Source organism: Burkholderia sp. Ac-20392 (assembly GCF_017104585.1).
GTDB classification, from domain to species: domain Bacteria; phylum Pseudomonadota; class Gammaproteobacteria; order Burkholderiales; family Burkholderiaceae; genus Burkholderia; species Burkholderia lata.
Window position 1 is genome coordinate 19163 of sequence record NZ_JAAGPB010000039.1, and the last position, 17459, is coordinate 36621.

Below are 17459 nucleotides of genomic sequence, written 5' to 3' on the forward strand. Positions count from 1 at the left end.
CGTCAACAAAAGGTTGCCGCCCTGCCGGCCAAGCACGGCAGTCCGGTGTCGGGAGCGGCGCCGCGCGGCACGAGGCAGTCCCGTGCGCGGCGGCGCGTCTCCGCTGACCTACTCGCGGGGCTGCGGCCCCGCGTGGGTTACCCATTCGATGCCGGAAATCGAGCCGTTCGCGTCGTGCGACGCGACGAGAATGCGCGTGGTGCGCCGCGCGCCGCGCCGGTGGGCGCCGGCCAGCGCGTTCGCCGGCACCGAGCGCACCTTGGCGCTGGCCGAGCGGCGCAGCATCTTCGATACGCGCAACCGGTACGCCAGCGGATGCACGACGCGCCCGGCGATCAGCCACGTGACGATGGTGCCGGCGATGATCGCGATGGAAGTCGCATAGAACACCATCTGTTCGATCGGCATCTCGGCCGGGTTGAACGGCAGCAGGTAGCGGTACGTGTAGATGCAGATCGATGCCCACACGGCGCCCACGAGTGCCGGCCGCAAGAGCCGGAACCAGATGATCATGGCAGACCCGACGAGGCGACCGCGCTCGGCGATCATGTCGCGCGGTGCGCGCAGGGAAAGGTCAATAATCGGCGCGTTCTTCATGTTGAATGCCTCGGTCGGGGCTGACCCATACGGCCCGCTTGCCGCGGCCCCGCAGCACGATGGCAGGCAGGGCGACGACGGTGGTGATCATGCTGATCAGCCAGAAGGCGACGGGATACCAGACGGTGTCCAGGAAATACATCAGGAGTTTTTCGTCGTAACGACGATCGATCATGCTGCCGATGATCAGTTGCAGGATGCAGGTGGCGACCAGCAGCATGCCGTGCCAGTGCGGCACGACCGATACGTGCCAGCTTTGCGGCAGCGGGTACACCACATTGATGAGCGCGAGCAGCAGGATGAACGACATCGAGTAGGCCCATGCGATGCCGATCAGGTACTCGGCGAACAGCGGCCACATCATCATCTGCGTCGGTCGCGCGAGCGTGCCCGCGTACTTCATCAGCACCTGGATGCCGCCCTTCGACCAGCGCAACCGCTGCCGGTACAGGCCTTTCAGCGTCTCGGGCATCAGGATCCAGCTCAGCGCGTGCGGCTCGTACACGACGCGCCAGTCGCGACACTGCAGCTTCCAGCTGATGTCGATGTCCTCGGTCAGCATGTCCGAGCTCCAGTAGCCGACGTCGGCGAGCGCGGTCTTGCGGAACATCGTGATCACGCCGGATACCGTGAAGATGCGGCCGTACACCTGCTGCGTGCGCTTGATCAGCCCGACGATCGACGAGAATTCGCCGACCTGCATGCGGCCGAGCAGCGACGTGCGCGTGCGGATGCGCGGGTTGCCGGTCACCGCGCCGACGCCCGGGTCGGTCAGGAAATGTTCGAGCATCCAGCCGATCGCGTCATGCGCGAGCAGCGCATCGCCGTCGATGCACAGCAGGTATTCCGCATTCGACACGGCCGCCGCGGTCGTGAGCCCGACCGCCTTGCCTTCGTTGCGCGCGTGATGGATCACGAGCAGCCGCGGGATCTCGACGGCCAGCGCGTTGAGGATCTCGCCGGTGCGATCCCGGCTGCCGTCGTTGACCGCGATGATGTCGTAGTTCGGATACTGCATCCGGTCCAGGTGGCTGATCACGCTGCGCGCGTTCGCGGCTTCGTTGAAGCAGGGCACGACGATCGAGATCTTCGGAATGCCGCTCGACGCGATCGTCCGCGTCGACAGCTCGCGGCCTTCCTCGAGCAGGAAGTAGTGCACGACGCCGCCGATCATCCACAGGTAAGACATGAAGAACGGATAGTAGAAGACGAAATCCTGCAGGCGCTGGATGATGCTGTGGGTTGTCATGGCGTCTTCGTCCCCTGGGTTTTCTGCATCTGCATCAGTGCGTTGATCGAGGTCGGGTCGAGGCGCGACTTCAGCGACATCACGTCGCGCATCGCGTCGAGATCCGGCTGACCGTTCAGGAAGTTGTCCGGGTAGTAGCCGAAATTCACCGCGCCCTCGCTGCGCAGCCGCCGCATCTGCGCGAGCAGCGTGCTGGCCGCCACGTCCTTGTGCGCGTGCCAGTCGTACGACTGCAGTTCGAACACGGTGCGCTTCAGCCCGAGCTTCTTCGCACGGACGGCCCGCACGAGCTGGTCCATCCAGTCTTCGGGATCCTTCGCCTGTTCCATGTACGGCATCGCCATCAGCGCGACGTAGTCGTAGGTGGCGAGGAAATCGTCGTAGTTCTGCGCGTACCACGCTTCCGATTCGGGCTTGAGCACCGGCATCGCGAAGATGTTGCGTGCGGTCAGCACGTCGCCCACGTTCTGGTGGGCCAGCACGACCTGTTCGAGCTGGCGGGTCAGGTCGATCAGGTAGCGCGACTTCTGCCGGGTCCAGCGTTTCAGCAGGTCGGGGTTCTCGCGGATCTTGCCGACGTCGGCCGGCAGCCCCCACTGCGAATAGATGCGCAGCGCGTGCCGGCCCGCATCCTCGTAGTCGTCGAGCACCGCATCGTCGCTGAACAGGATGCCGCTGAACGACGCGTGCTTGCTGAGATCCTCGTAGATCTGCTGGATCATCAGCCGCGCATCCGGATCGAACGGGCTCAGCCGGAACGTGCGCGTGCCGTTCTCGCGGGCCGGCGCGCCGCCGTAGGCACTCACGGCCTCGAGCCCGCGCAGCTTGTCGGCCGGCGGCCGGAACGCGAGCACCGGCATCCATGCGTACACCTGCACGTTGGAGCGCGTGTTGAGCTGCCACGCGGCGCGCGAGAACAGGTCGGCGCGCATCGGCAGGTGCCGGTTCGGGAAGTACACGGATTCGGCCACGCCCGTGCCTTTCGGGTCCGCATACGCCTGCAGGTACACCGATTTCGGCTGCATCCGGTAGATGCGTTCGATCAGCTTGCCGAGATTCGCTTCCTGCCGCGCGGGGTCCGGATCGTAGACCTGGTCCAGGTCGACCTGCACGGTGCGCTCGGGCACGTCGACGTCGCCGCGGTTCGATGCCGGCTCGCGCATCGAGCGCTCGAACCCGCCGATGTCGACGTCGTACATCATCAGGATCCGCCGCAGCCGGTCCAGCGGCACGTCCGGCGTATTCGGGCCGGAATCGAGGCTGAACTGGATGTCCATGCCGAGTGACGTCGATATCTGGCGCACGGGCTGATTTTCCGCGCCGTATGGCCACACCATCGAGCGTGCGACGATGCCGGTATGTTCGTGGATCTGCCGCACGCATGTCTGCAGGTCGTTGTGCACGCGCGCTTCGAATTCGGCGTCGGTTTCATAGCGCTTCTCGTCTTGCAGGTAGAGGTGCGACGTGGTCGCCGGCAATTCGTTGCCTTGCGGATTCGCGATCGCGCCGTGATGGAGGTTGTGCGTGTGGCAGCCGAGCTCGACGAACTGCGACTGGCCGAGCTTCTTCACCTCGTCCCACGACATGAAGTAATCGCGCGGCACCTGGACCTTGTCGCTGAGGCGGATCGGCGTATCCAGCGGTGTATCGATCCACGCGGTGACGATGCCCATCACGGCCGGATACTTGAACCGCTCGAGCAGCGGCAGCACCTTCGTGTAGTGGCTGCGAAAGCCGTCGTCGAACGTGATGAGCACCGCGCGCGGCGGCAGCGGCTTGCCGCCGTGCCGCGACTCCTCGATCTGCTTGACCGTGATGGTGTGGTAGTTGTTGGTCTGCAACCACGAGAAGATTGCGGTCAGCGTGCCGGTATCGACCGCGAACGGGTCGATCATCGCCGACTTCGAGGAAAACGACGCCATCAGGTTGTCGCGCACGTCATGCATGCAGATCACGCGAAACGTCTTGCCGTCGGCCGGGTCGGAAGGCGGCAGCAGGTCGATCATCTTGGCGTTGGTCACGCCAGGAAACAGCGAACAGGCGGCAAATGTACCGAGGCATCCGCACATGAAGGTCCGTCTGGATTGCATTGCTCGATCTCCTTGCTAGAACGGCAGGTTGACCGACATGAAGCCGGTTTCGGAGCGTTCGCGCTCGCCGTCGTATGCGTGGCTGCTGACTTCGACGCCATAGCTCAGCGTGATGTCGTGCTTGAACGTCCACGCGTGCTCGAGGCGCGCGCTCCACAGGGGGCTGGTGCCGAAGCCGCGCTCGTTGTACACGCCGCCGGACACCGAGACGCGCTGCTGCAGCCCCATGTCGCCCTTCTTCCACAGGGTCAGCTGGTGCATGACGGTGGCCGCGGCTGCATAGTCGCGGCTCGGGTTGAAGTAGGGCGCGTCCTGGCGCGTGTTGCTGTCGGTGCCGAGATCCAGCGAGACGTTGACCTGCTGGTTGGCGCTCGTGTACACGCGTTGCGTGGCGGTCGCCGAGATCTCCTGGTGCAGGTTCGAATCGCTGTAGCGGCTCACGCCGTAGCTCAGCTTGACCTCGCGACGGTCGTTCTGGCGATACACCACCGAGACGTTCGCGGAGCGGCCCCAGATGTGCGCGGCATACGCCTTCCACGGCAGCGAGTTGTCGTTGGTGTCGAGCCCGCCGCTGACCGTCCAGTAGTCGTTCAGCGCGTAAGCGATCGATCCGCGGCCGCCGGTTCGGCCGTCCGTGCCGAACGAACGCGTGACTTCGCCCTGGACCGTGAGCGGCCCGTGCCGGTAGTCGCCGCCGACGCCGGTGCGCGTGCGGCTGACGTTGCCGGAGTCGGTCTGCGCATAGCCGAAGAACGTATGCGAGAAGACGCGCCAGTTGTCGCCGAACGGTTGCGAATACACATAGCTGTCCGACGTGAAGCTGTTGTCGGCCAGTGCGCTGTTGCCGTGCTCGTAGCTCAGGTCGGTCGTGAACACGGGGCTGCGGTACGCGTTGTAGTCACGCTTGAAGCCGCGCACGGCGCCGCTGTCCGGGAACGTGTTGTCCAGCGTCTGGTCGACGTTCTTCGCGGTCGCGTAGTCGTCCGCCGTGAGCGCCGCGCGGCCGAGGCCCGCGAGCATCTCGACGCTGTCCGGGTGGTCGGTCAGCGACGCGCGATACATCGCGATCGCCTGGCGCGGATGCGACTGGCCGGACACCGCGTCGGCGTGCGCGGCACGGATTTCCGCGTTGAACGGCACCTGCTTCTCGAGTTCTTCGAGCGCGGCGATCCCTTGATCGGTGTGACCGGTGAAGATCAGGTATTGCGCGCGCAGCCGGTAGTAGCGCAGATAGTCGCTTTCCTCCGGGCCGACGGTTTGCACCTCTTTGGCCGGCGGCAGCGCATTGCCCATGTCATCGAGCACCTGCTTCGCGTCCGCCGCGCGTCCCTGGTCGATGTACGACCAGAACAGCCCTTCGCGCAGTTCGATCGGGCGCGTGCGTGCGCCATACTGGAAACCGCGGGTCGCGCGATCCGTCGGCGACGCGGTCGCCTGCTTCAGCGCGCGCTGGTACACGGCGTTCGCCTTGCCCGGTTCGCTCAGGTACAGGTAGGCGTCGCCGACGGCCGACAGCGCATCGATCGAGATCTCCGCGTTGGACGGAATGGTCTCGAACGTCGTGACGGCCGTCTTCATGTCGCCGCGCGCCGCATAGGCGACCGTGCGGTCGCCCGCGAGCGCCGTCCGGACCGGCGTGTACTCGGGCGTGTTCGGCATCCGCTTGTCGAGATCGTCGGCCGCGCGCAGCGCGTTGTCGATCCCGTCGAAGCGGTCGGAACTCGTCATCGAGCGCGACTTGTCGCGTCCGCCGCGCACCTGCTGGCGAATCGCCAGTTCTTCGAGTTGCGCGATGTCGACGGCCGAGAACGCATCGGGCCGTGCCTTCGCTTCGTCGAGCGCCTTGATCGCGCCGCCGCTTGCCGCGAGGCCGAACACGTCGTTGCGCACGGTCTCGACGTCGGCGGTACGGAGATTCGGCGCCTGGGGATTCGGCGTCTCGACGTCGGGGCCTTGCGATCGTTGGGTCGGTTCGCCGGGTAGCTGGGCGCCGGGCGTCTGCGAGTTCGGCGTCGGTGGCGACGGCGGTGGCGAGCCGGGCATCTGGGGAACGGGCGCAGGCGAGTTCGGCATCGGCGTGCCGGATGCCTGCGCGGTCTGCGTCGGCGCTATCGACGGCGCGGTGGGCGCGGCTTCTGCGACCTTCGGCGGGGTGTCGGAAGCCGGTGCGATCGCCGCGGGCGAAGCGGATGCGGAAGTGTCGGACATCGTCGAGGCGGGAAGCGTCGATGCCTCGGGCGGTCGGGCGTTCTCTGCCTGCGCAAGCAGCATCGGCGCGTCCGGCGTCGGCGCAACCGGTGGCGTATTCGTCGCTTGCGCGGCCGGCGCCGGGGCGCTCGATTGCGGCGCCTCCGGTTCCACCACGACCGTCGTCGGCATGGGCGGCTGCGGGTTCGACGCCTGCGCGATCTGCATCGACGCATCGGACGCCTGCGCGATCGGCGTCGTTGCATGAGGGGGCGGGACGCTGTCGGCTTGGGCGATCTGGATCGACACGACCGTTGGCTGCAGGTCGCGCGGTGCCGCATTCGGCGCGCCGTTGGTCCCGGCGATTTCATTGACGCGGCCCGCTTCCGTCTCGCCGTCGGCGGAGAAGCAGGGGCCGGACGCGACGAGCAGCAACACCAGCGGCGCATGCAGGAGGATCCGCCGGTTGGACGGAGCGACGGTGGTGCATTGTTGTCGACGATTGTTGTCCACGAGGTGTCCTCCTTTCGAAACGATCACATCGGTTGCTCGCCTGACGACGCACGTCGTCAGGCGTCGCACGGCCGGGCTGCGAGTGCCCGGCGATGCGGATCCGGCTTACAGCCGGTTGCGGATCGCCTGACCGAGCAATGCACGCGATTCGCTGTTCGTCGGGTCGATCGCAAGCGCACGGCTCGCGTTGTGTTCCACACAGTTCCATTCGTCGATCACCGCGCACGAGCGCGCCTTCGCCAGCGCCCGCGCGCTTTCCAGCTCCGCGTGCGTGATGCTGGCCGTCTGCATGTGCACGGTGTCGGTGCCATACGATCGGGGTTTGGGCGCGAAGTCCATGCGTCGGCTCGTGCCGGCCAGCATGTCGGCACGCTGCGCACGATGCGCGGCACCGTGCCGCGTGGCGGCGCGACCGTAGGCCGATGTCGCATGCGTACCGGCCGCGAGCGTCACGGGCGGTGCATGCTGCGGCTGCCGGTGTTTCGCGACGGCGCGGGGTGCGGGCCGCGGCGCGGCTCCCGGTTCGACCGCGAGCGTGACAGGCGGCACGGTGGATACTTCGAGCGGAGCCGAAGTCGACGCTACCTGCAGCGGCGGCGTGGGTGGTGTGGCCTGCACGCGTGTCGGGGCCGGCTCGGTCGCCGCTGAGGTCGCGGACGTGCCGGTTCCGGACATGCCGGTTGCACGCGAGGCAAGGGTCACGATCGCCTTGCGGGTTTTCCCGACGGCGGTTCCGATCACGCCGGAGATGTCGTGCGTCACGCTCGTATGGCCGACCGTCGTGTCCCGTTCGGCGTAGGCGAAGATGCCGAAGATGGCCGCGAATGCAACGAAGCTGAGCGCCGCGTTCTTGCCCGGGCCCCAGGTGGGTTTCGGCGGGTGAGCGAGCGAGTCGTCTTGTCGTTCTGCACGAGTCATTCAAAGCTCCTCGATTCGATACGTTGCGGTGAAAGTCGCGTTCCGGGCGGGGTCAGGTGGTGCTCACCATTTCAATTGCGTGGTCAGCGCACCCGTTTCGACGATCGCGAACTGGGTCGCTCCCTGATAGGTGCCTTCGACCCGGTAGCTCGCGTCGGGCACGCTGAACAGGCAACGCGACCCCGGCGCATTGAACTCGACGAGTACGCGGCCATGTCGCCGCAGGCGCACCTGGACGTTGGCGAGTGGCTGCCCCGTCTTGGCCGAAGCAAACGACACGCCCAGGTTGTACGGCCGGCCGTCGGGCGGAAGTGGTGCGGTACCGTCGATCCGCGCATCGCCGCAGATATACGAAATGACGTAGCGGCCCGCACCCGGATCGGACGCGGCGGCAGGGGCGGGTGGCTGGGACGCGAGCGTCTGGGCCATCGCATTCATGCAGAGCGCGGAGATGGCGGCGCTCAGGAAGGGGCGAGCATGCTGTCGAAACGAGGAAGACATTGCAACCTCCCGTCCGGAATCAATGGAGAGCATTTATTCCGAGTCAGATTTGCCAGCGTTCTTTTTGCGACACGCTATTGATACACGATGGATTTTGAACGAACAACCGCGTGTGGCCGGAATGGGACGGCAGTTAAAGATCCTATTTAAATAGGATAACGATGGATTCGTATGGCTCTCTTAACGCTGAAGAAAGTCGATATTGCCGGATATGGATATTGCTATTCGGTAGCGATGATCCGGTACGCCTTGAATCACGTCGGATGTATCGACTTTCGTGCCGAAAAATAACGACTGATAAAAGGAATTTTTGCGGCTGTGTTCCGGGTAAATTGATATCGATCCGGATACAGGTCGCACGATATGAAATGAGGGTGCGACGTTTTTGATATTTTAGATTGTTACAGGTAAATCGAAACTTTTAATTTGTTCTGTAACAGGGTATTTCTGTCCTGATAATCAGATGGAATATGCCGGCGCGCGATGTCGCGTGTAAAAGAATCATCCCGGAAACGCAAACGATTGCGATTCATCTGATAACGATTACGGGTCTGGCGTAGTCATTTTTCAGGCTATAGCGGGATCGCTGCTTGCTACCGGGGAGTGGGTCGCGTGCGCAGGGAAGTGACGCAGATGCATGCGCATACCGGATGGATGCAAACCGTATTCGCGTTCGCGTCGTCGACGGACACGACCCGAACGCGAACGCGAATGCAAACGCGAAGATCAGCGGCTGCCGCCCACGCTGCGCCGCGCGATGCGCATCGCCGGCGCGGCCGCGGGTTCGACCGCGCCGACTGCACCTTCGGCCGCCGTGCGCGGCCGGTTCATGATGTAGGTCCACAGTTGTTCGGCCGCGAGCCCGCGCTTGCGGGCCGACCGGTACAGGCGGATTTCGAGCTCGGTGATCCAGTCGCCGGAACCCGCGCACACGAGCGTGCCTTCCGCGAGCTCCTTCGCGACGCAGCTTTCCGGCAGCCAGCCGATCCCGTGCCCGGCCACGACCATGCCCTTCAACGCCTCGGACATGTGCGTCTCGAAGCACCGGTGCAGCACGTACGGCTCGGTGGCATTCAGCAGCAGCATCTCGACGATGTTGCCGAGAAACGCGCCCGACGAATACGCGAGCAGCGGCAGCGGGGCATCGGGGGTGCCCGGCAGCTGGAATACCGGCTTGCCGCGCGCATCGGGTGTCGACACGGGCAGGATCCGTTCGACGCCGAGGCTGACGAACGGGAAGTGGTTCGGATCGAGCACGATCGGCAACTGCGGATGGTGATAGCCGAGCAGCAGGTCGCATTCCCCTTCGACGAGCTGCTGCACGCCTTCCGGCACGTTCACCGCGTTGACGCGCGCGGTCACGTGGCCGACCTCGCCGTTGAGCTGCTTGAGCCATTCGGGAAACAGCGTGAAGACGAGCGTGTGGGCAACCGCGAAACGCACGACCTGGTCGCTGGCCGCGAACTGGTCGTAGCCGTTCACGAGATTGCGCGCCGCATACATGCTGCGCAGGATGTCCGCGGCGAGCCCGCGGAACATCTGGCCGGCCGGCGTCAGCGTGATCGGGTTGATGCTCCGGTCGACCAGTTTCGCGTCCATCCAGGTTTCGAGTGCGGCAATTCGTCTGCTGAATGCCGACTGCGTGAGGTGCCGGTTACGCGCGGCCCGGGAAAAGCTCTTGGTATCCGCAAGGCTCAGGAAATCTTCCAGCCACTTTGCTTCCATTTCGATCTTCGCTTTTTATAGTCGGGCGCCTGAAAGGCGGCGGCACCGTTTGCTGCACCAACTTTCTAGCGTACCGCGCCTCGCGCCGGTCGACCCGATGTTTTTTTTCGATGGGTGTCAGTCGAAATATGCATGAGCGTTGTCGGCGGGATTACGGCTGCATAGCGTTGAGGTGCCGGACCCGGCTCACCGGACAGTTCATCGCGTCGAACTGCCGATGCGGCCGCAGACGGTACTTCCCCCCAGGGCCGGTTGCGCCGTGTGCGTGCCGGCCCGCCTTCCCATCCTTTCGTTCCGGTGGTCCGGCGCCCGGGCGGCCCATTTTTTTGTGCAGTGCAGATTGCACATTCATGACACGCGGGGGAACTATGTTCGGAAGACGCGGCGCAGCATGAACCGTGCGCGCTGGCGACGCACCGTCGTCGCCCGTTGCGTCGGGCGCTGCACCGCGGTGGTGCGCAATGCCGCGCGGGCGTGCCTGGCGCGGCGTAAAAAGGGGGGATTATCGAGGGGATCGCGCAAGGCACGTTCCTTGCGACGCAGTCGTTACGCCGGTCCGGCATGCGCAATGCCGGGGAAAACGATCGATGGAGAAAAGATCGATGAAGCCATTCGATGAAATGCTGCAATCCGGCGACATGGTAAGGGCGCCCTACGCGCGCCTGAAGCAGTGGCTCGACACCCAGAATCCCGCGAGCCTCGCCCAGAAAGCCCACGACGCGGAAGGCGTGTTCCGCAAGACGGGCATCACGTTCGCCGTCTACGGCGACGCAGAGGCCGCCGAGCGGCTGATTCCGTTCGACATCGTCCCGCGCATCATTTCGGGTGCCGAATGGAGCCGGCTGTCGCTCGGCATCGAGCAGCGCGTGATGGCGCTCAACGCCTTCCTCGACGACATCTACCATCGCCAGGAAATCGTCCGCGCGGGCATCGTGCCGAAGCACCTGATCGCGCACAACGAAGCATTCATCCCGGAGATGATCGACTTCCGGCCCCCCGGAAACGTTTACACGCACATCATCGGCGTGGACATCGTGCGCACCGGCGAGAACGAGTTCTACGTGCTGGAAGACAACGCGCGCACGCCGTCCGGCGTGTCGTACATGCTGGAAAACCGCGAGACGATGATGCAGCTCTTCCCGGAGCTGTTCCAGCAGGTGAAGGTGCGCCCGGTCGAGACCTATCCGCAGATGCTGCGCCAGTCGCTCGCGGCCGTGTGCCCGCCGGGCGGCAACGCCGACAACCCGACCGTCGCCGTGCTCACGCCCGGCATCCACAATTCCGCGTACTACGAACATTCGTTCCTCGCCGACCAGATGGGCGTGCATCTCGTCGAGGGCAGCGACCTGCAGGTGATCGACGGCCGCGTCGCGATGCGCACGACCGAGGGCTTCCGCCCGATCGACGTGCTGTACCGCCGCGTCGACGACGCGTTCCTCGATCCGCTCACGTTCCGCCCCGATTCGGTGCTCGGCGTCGCGGGGATCATGGACGTGTACCGCGCGGGCAACATCACGATCGCGAACGCGCCCGGCACCGGTATCGCCGACGACAAGGCGATCTACTCGTACATGCCGGAGATCGTCGAGTTCTACACGGGCCGCAAGGCGCTGCTGGAGAACGTGCCGACCTGGCGCTGCGGCGAGGCCGACAGCCTGAAGTACGTGCTCGACCATCTCGACGAACTGGTCGTGAAGGAAGTGCACGGCTCGGGCGGCTACGGGATGCTGGTCGGGCCGTGCGCGTCGAAGGCCGAGCTCGAAGCGTTTGCCGCGAAGCTGCGCGCGCGCCCCGCGAACTACATCGCGCAGCCGACGCTCGCGCTGTCCACGACCCCGATCCTGACCGAAGCCGGCCTCGCGCCGCGCCACGTCGACCTGCGGCCGTTCGTGCTGGTGTCGGACCGGATCCGCATCACGCCGGGCGGGCTCACGCGCGTCGCGCTGAAGGAGGGATCGCTCGTCGTCAACTCGAGCCAGGGCGGCGGCACCAAGGACACCTGGGTGCTGGCCGACTGAGCCGGACGCGACCGCATGCGCCGGCACTGGCGCGCGAACCGAACGAAGACGGAGTGGACACGAGATGCTTCTGGGACGAACTGCAAGCGGTCTCTACTGGATGTACCGCTATATCGAGCGCGCGGAGAACATCGCGCGCATCGTCGATGCCGGGCTGCGGATGGCGCTCACGCGCACGTCCGACGCGCCGGCCGAATGGTCGTCGGTGCTCGTCAGCTCGGGCACGGACGACGGCTACCGGCAGAAATACGACGCGTATGCGGCCGATACCGTGACCGACTACCTGCTGCGCGACCGCGACAACCCGTCGAGCGTGCTGTCGTGCATCGAGGCCGCGCGCTCGAATGCGCGGATGGTGCGCACGGCGCTCACGCGCGAGGCGTGGGAGAGCGTGAACGGCGCGTGGCTCGCGCTGCGTCGCGGGCTCGCGCAGCCGGTGCCGGAGAGCGAACTGCCGGCCGTGCTCGACCAGGTGAAGCGCGAAACCGCGCTGATCCTCGGCAGCTTCTACAGCACGATGCTGCGCAACGAGATCTTCGATTTCGCGCAGATCGGCGCGTTCGTCGAGCGCGCGGACAACACGGCGAGGATCATCGACGTCAAATACCACCTGCTGCTGCCGTCGGTGTCGCACGTCGGCACGATCCTCGACAACTACCAGTGGGAGACGATCCTGCGCTGCGTTGCCGCGCACCGTTCGTACCGCTGGGTGTACGACGTGCAGTACAAGCCGATGAACATCGCCGACTACCTGATCCTGAACGGCCGCATGCCGCGTTCGCTGCGCTATTGCTACGGGCGCGTCGTGTCGAGCCTGAACCTGCTCGCGAAGGATTACGGTGTGACACACCCGTGTCACGACACGGCCACGAAGATCCTGCAGATGCTGTCCGATACCTCGGTCGAGCGGATCTTCAAGAGCGGCCTGCACGAGTTCCTGACCGACTTCATCGGCCGCAACAACAGCCTCGGGCTCGAAATCGCCCAGGCTTACAACTTCGACTGAGACTTGCCATGCGACTCGCCATCCGACACATCTCGCGTTATCAGTTCGACGATCAAGCCACCCATGCGCTGCAACGACTGCGGCTGCGCCCGCAATCGGGCCCCGGGCAGACGGTGCGCGCGTGGCAGGTCACGATCGACGGCGTCGAGCCGTCGCTGTCGTACGCCGACGGGCTCGGCAACCGGATCGACCTCGTGCGGCACGACCGCGGCGCGAAGGCCGAGATCGTCGTCATCGCGGCCGGCGTCGTCGAGACGCAGGACCGCGCGGGCATTCTCGGGAATCCAGAAGGTTATGCGCCGCCGTGGATCTTCGAGCGCGAAACGGCGCTCACGAAGGCCGGTGACACGGTGCGTGCGCTCGCGCAAGCGCTGCCGATCGAGCCGCACAGCCTCGATGCGCTGCACTGGCTGATGACGGAAGTGCACGACCGCATCGCGTATGCGCCGAACCTGGCCGCCGAAGCCCCCGTCGACGCGGAAACCGCGCTGCAAAGCGGCGAGGGCACGAGCCGCGACCATGCGCATGCGTTCATCGCGGCCGCACGCGTGCTGAAGATTCCCGCGCGCTATATCTCGGGCTACGTGCTGGCAGACAGCGCGATGCAGCGCATCGCCGACGCGAAGCAGAGCGCGGGCGACGTCGAGGAGGAGGAAGAGGCGCTCGCGTTGCAGAGCGGCGAGGGCATGCAGCAGGTGCTCGGCGCGTCGCACGCCGCGCAGTCGCAGGGAATGCCGCAACCGGCGCTCGGCGCGCAGCCGCAGGCGGCCGGACTGATGCAGCAGCCGGCCGGCCATGCGTGGGCCGAGGCCTATGTCGAAGGGCTCGGCTGGGTCGGGTTCGATCCGTTCATGAACCGCTGCCCGGACGAACGCTACGTGCGCATCGCGGTCGGCCTCGACTACCGCGACGCGCAGCCGGTGACGGGGCTCGGCGCGACGGCCGTCGGTGTCGAGATCAGCGTCGTGCAGACGCCCGAGCTCGTCTGACCTCGCGCACGCTTTCGCCGAATCCGCCAGGCCGGGCTGCCGCGTCGCGTTGAGCGCGACGCGCGCCCGGTCGGCTCAACCCGAACCGAGCTCCCATGTCCATCCACGTCGCGCTGCATCACACCACCCGCTATCGCTACGACCGGCTCGTCAACCTCGGCCCGCAGGTCGTGCGGCTGCGGCCCGCGCCGCACTGCCGGACGCCGATCCTCGCGTATTCGATGACGGTCGAGCCCGCGCAGCACTTCATCAACTGGCAGCAGGACCCGTTCTCGAACTATCTCGCGCGGCTCGTGTTTCCGGAGCGCACCGAGTACTTCGAGGTCACGATCGATCTCGTCGCCGAGATGTCGGTGTACAACCCGTTCGACTTCTTCCTGGAAGCGAGCGCCGATCAATACCCGTTCAGCTATGACGATGCGCTGAAGACCGAGCTCGCGCCGTATCTCGCGTGCGATCCGCAGACGAGCGCGGCGCCGCTGTTCCGCGCGTATGTCGACGGCGTCGACCGCACGCCGGCCGGCACCGTGAACTTCCTCGTCGCGCTGAACCAGCAACTGCAGCGCGACATCGGCTATCTCGTGCGGATGGAGCCGGGCGTGCAGACGCCCGAGCAGACGCTCGAGCTGGCCTCCGGCTCGTGCCGCGACAGCGCATGGCTGCTCGTGCAGCTGTGCCGCCATCTCGGCATTGCCGCGCGTTTCGTGTCGGGCTACCTGATCCAGCTCACGCCCGACGTGAAGTCGCTCGACGGCCCGAGCGGCACGTCGGTCGACTTCACCGACCTGCACGCATGGTGCGAGGTGTACCTGCCGGGTGCCGGCTGGATCGGCTTCGATCCGACCTCGGGCCTGCTCGCCGGCGAAGGTCACATTCCGCTGGCCTGCACGCCGCAGCCGACCAGCGCCGCGCCGGTCGAGGGGCTGATCGACGAATGCGAGGTGTCGTTCGAGCACGAGATGACCGTGACGCGCGTGTACGAATCGCCGCGCGTGACGAAGCCATATACGGAATCGCAATGGGACGGTGTGCTGGCGCTCGGCACGCAGGTCGACGGCGCGCTGGCGGCCGGCGACGTGCGGCTCACGCAGGGCGGCGAGCCGACCTTCGTGTCGATCGACGATCGCGACGGCGCCGAGTGGAATACCGACGCGCTCGGCCCGACCAAGCGCGGCTATGCGACCGAACTCGTGCAACGGCTGCGCGCCGAATACGGCGACGGCGGTTTCCTGCATTTCGGGCAGGGGAAGTGGTATCCCGGCGAGCAATTGCCGCGCTGGGCGCTGTCGATTTTCTGGCGTGCCGACGGCCAGCCCGTGTGGCACGATCCGTCGCTGTTCGCCGACGAGCGCGAGCCATCCGCCCATACGACCGACGATGCGAAGCGCTTCATCGATGCGCTCGCCGCGCGGCTGAACCTGACCGACGAGTTCATCCGGCCCGGCTACGAGGACGTCTGGTACTACCTGTGGCGCGAGCGCCGGTTGCCGGTCAACGTCGACCCGTTCGACTCGCGTCTCGACGACGAGCTCGAACGTGCGCGGCTGCGCAAGGTGTTCGAGCAGAAGCTCGACAGCGTGGTCGGCTACGTGCTGCCGGTCAAGCGCACGGAGGAAACGCCTGGCCTCGACGGCCCGCGCTGGCAGACGGGGCCGTGGTTCTTCCGCGACGAACGGATGTACCTCATGCCCGGCGATTCGCCGATGGGCTATCGGCTGCCGCTCGATTCGCTGCCGTGGGCGAGCCGCGCCGACTATCCGTATCTGGTCGAGCGCGATCCGTTCGCGCCGCGCGCCGCATTGCCTGACGCCGCCGCGATCCGCGCGCGCTACGCGGGCCCGGCCGATGCGCCGCGCTACCTGTCCGGCGTGCATCGCGAGGCGTCCGCGCAGACCGTGATGCAGTGGCGCGACGACGGCACCGCCAGGAACGGGCGGCCGGCCGCGCGCGACCCGAGTCGCCTTCCCGAGCGCTTCGAGTCGGCCGCGTGGATCACGCGCACCGCGCTGTGCGTCGAAGTGCGCAACGGCATCCTGTACCTGTTCATGCCGCCGCTGGCCGCGCTGGAGGATTATCTCGACCTGCTCGGCGCGATCGAGCTGACCGCGCACGCGCTGGGCGTGAAGCTCGTCCTGGAAGGCTATCCGCCGCCGCGCGACGCGCGGCTGAAGCTGCTGCAGGTGACGCCCGATCCCGGCGTGATCGAGGTGAACATCCATCCGGCCAGCAACTTCGACGAACTCGTCGACCACACCGAATTCCTGTACGACGCTGCGTGGCAGTCGCGGCTGTGCAGCGAGAAGTTCATGGTCGACGGCCGCCACGTCGGCACGGGCGGCGGCAACCACTTCGTGCTCGGCGGCGCGACGCCGGCCGACAGCCCGTTCCTGCGTCGCCCGGACCTGCTCGCGGGCCTGATCGCGTACTGGCACAACCATCCGTCGCTGTCGTACCTGTTCTCCGGGCTTTTCATCGGGCCGACGAGCCAGGCGCCGCGCGTCGACGAAGCGCGCAACGACCAGCTCTACGAACTCGACATCGCGTTCGCGGAGATCCAGCGCAACAAGCTGCTGTTCGGGCAGGACATGCCGCCGTGGCTCGTCGACCGCGTGCTGCGCAACCTGCTGATCGACGTGACCGGCAACACGCATCGCAGCGAGTTCTGCATCGACAAGCTGTATTCGCCGGATTCGTCGACCGGCCGGCTCGGCCTGCTCGAACTGCGCGCATTCGAGATGCCGCCGCATGCGCGGATGAGCATCGTGCAGCAATTGCTGCTGCGCGCGCTGGTCGCGCGTTTCTGGGCCGCACCGTACACGACGCCGCTCACGCGCTGGGGCACCGCGCTACATGACCGCTTCATGCTGCCCGAGTTTCTTCAGATGGATTTCGACGATGTGCTGGCCGAACTGGGCGATGCCGGTTTCGCGTTCGATCCGGCGTGGTTCGCGCCGCACTTCGAATTCCGCTTCCCGCTGTTCGGTCAGATCGCGGTGAACGGGATGCAACTGTCGCTGCGCGGCGCGCTGGAGCCGTGGCACGTGATGGGCGAGGAGGGCGCGCCCGGCGGCACGGTGCGCTACGTCGATTCGTCGGTCGAACGGCTCGAAGTGCGCGTGACGGGGCTCAACGACAACCGGCACGTCGTGACCGTCAACGGCCGCGCGCTGCCGCTGCAGCCGACCGGCACCGTCGGCGAATACGTCGCGGGCGTGCGCTACAAGGCGTGGTCGCCGCCGTCCGCGCTGCATCCGACCCTCGGCGTGCATGCGCCGCTCACGTTCGACATCGTCGATACGTGGCTGCAGCGCTCGCTCGGCGGCTGTCGCTATCACGTCGCGCATCCGGGCGGGCGCAACTACGCGACGTTCCCGGTCAATGCATACGAAGCCGAGAGCCGCCGGCTCGCACGCTTCGTCGAGATGGGGCATACGCCGGGGCGGATGGATGTCGCGGCTGCCGCGCCGAGCCGTGAATTCCCGTTCACGCTCGACCTGCGGCGGCCGTGACTGGACGATGACGAGGCGGACGATGATGCGCGGTTCGCAATACCCGGCGGTTCCGGTCGCTGGCGGCCCTGCCGGAATGCTAGGATGCGGGCAGATTGCGGCCGCGCGCCGCAGCCCGCCGCCCACGTGGCGGCGCGCATGCGCGGCCGCGCCCTGA

Annotated in this window: 11 protein-coding genes; 4 read left to right on the plus strand and 7 right to left on the minus strand. The window is 66.3% G+C overall.

Features of this window, described 5'->3' with window-relative positions; all coding sequences use genetic code 11:
• Nucleotides 1-108: 108 nt before the first annotated feature.
• The 7 genes from G3N99_RS08275 to G3N99_RS08305 all read right to left on the minus strand — a co-directional run bounded on the left by G3N99_RS08275 (nt 109) and on the right by G3N99_RS08305 (nt 9780).
• Nucleotides 109-597, minus strand: coding sequence for a Biofilm PGA synthesis auxiliary protein PgaD (locus G3N99_RS08275; protein WP_174935839.1), 489 nt, complete (start codon nt 595-597; stop codon nt 109-111).
• Nucleotides 575-1846 (minus strand): poly-beta-1,6-N-acetyl-D-glucosamine synthase, encoded by a 1272-nt coding sequence (gene pgaC, locus G3N99_RS08280; protein ID WP_206122116.1) that lies wholly within the window; start codon nt 1844-1846, stop codon nt 575-577. The genes G3N99_RS08275 and pgaC overlap by 23 nt, the downstream gene beginning before the upstream one ends.
• Nucleotides 1843-3936 (minus strand): poly-beta-1,6-N-acetyl-D-glucosamine N-deacetylase PgaB, encoded by a 2094-nt coding sequence (gene pgaB / locus G3N99_RS08285; RefSeq protein WP_206122117.1) that lies wholly within the window; start codon nt 3934-3936, stop codon nt 1843-1845. Before pgaB ends, pgaC begins: the two co-directional genes overlap by 4 nt.
• A 15-nt stretch (nt 3937-3951) precedes the next feature.
• The gene (gene pgaA, locus G3N99_RS08290; RefSeq protein WP_206122118.1) at nt 3952-6636 is read right to left on the minus strand and encodes a poly-beta-1,6 N-acetyl-D-glucosamine export porin PgaA; all 2685 of its coding nucleotides are present in this window, start codon (nt 6634-6636) and stop codon (nt 3952-3954) included.
• A 105-nt stretch (nt 6637-6741) separates the two neighbouring features.
• The gene (locus G3N99_RS08295) at nt 6742-7554 is read right to left on the minus strand and encodes a hypothetical protein (RefSeq protein ID WP_206122119.1); all 813 of its coding nucleotides are present in this window, start codon (nt 7552-7554) and stop codon (nt 6742-6744) included.
• 63 nt (nt 7555-7617) lie between these two features.
• Entirely contained in the window at nt 7618-8055 is a 438-nt protein-coding gene (locus G3N99_RS08300; protein WP_174936198.1) for a hypothetical protein, read from the minus strand.
• A gap of 726 nt (nt 8056-8781) precedes the next feature.
• Nucleotides 8782-9780, minus strand: coding sequence for a LysR substrate-binding domain-containing protein (locus tag G3N99_RS08305; protein WP_174935829.1), 999 nt, complete (start codon nt 9778-9780; stop codon nt 8782-8784).
• A gap of 602 nt (nt 9781-10382) precedes the next feature.
• On the opposite strand from G3N99_RS08305, the gene G3N99_RS08310 reads away from it, so the two are divergent.
• The 4 genes from G3N99_RS08310 to G3N99_RS08325 all read left to right on the plus strand — a co-directional run bounded on the left by G3N99_RS08310 (nt 10383) and on the right by G3N99_RS08325 (nt 17302).
• On the plus strand, nt 10383-11798 hold the full coding sequence (locus tag G3N99_RS08310; RefSeq protein ID WP_043183281.1) for a circularly permuted type 2 ATP-grasp protein: 1416 nt from the start codon (nt 10383-10385) through the stop codon (nt 11796-11798).
• A gap of 64 nt (nt 11799-11862) precedes the next feature.
• Nucleotides 11863-12804, plus strand: a complete 942-nt coding sequence (locus G3N99_RS08315; RefSeq protein ID WP_124577526.1) for an alpha-E domain-containing protein — start codon at nt 11863-11865, stop codon at nt 12802-12804.
• 8 nt (nt 12805-12812) lie between these two features.
• The gene (locus G3N99_RS08320; RefSeq protein ID WP_174941818.1) at nt 12813-13793 is read left to right on the plus strand and encodes a transglutaminase family protein; all 981 of its coding nucleotides are present in this window, start codon (nt 12813-12815) and stop codon (nt 13791-13793) included.
• 95 nt (nt 13794-13888) lie between these two features.
• A complete protein-coding gene (locus tag G3N99_RS08325; protein WP_206122120.1) occupies nt 13889-17302 on the plus strand; it encodes a transglutaminase family protein in 3414 nt (1137 codons plus the stop codon).
• Nucleotides 17303-17459: the final 157 nt, after the last annotated feature.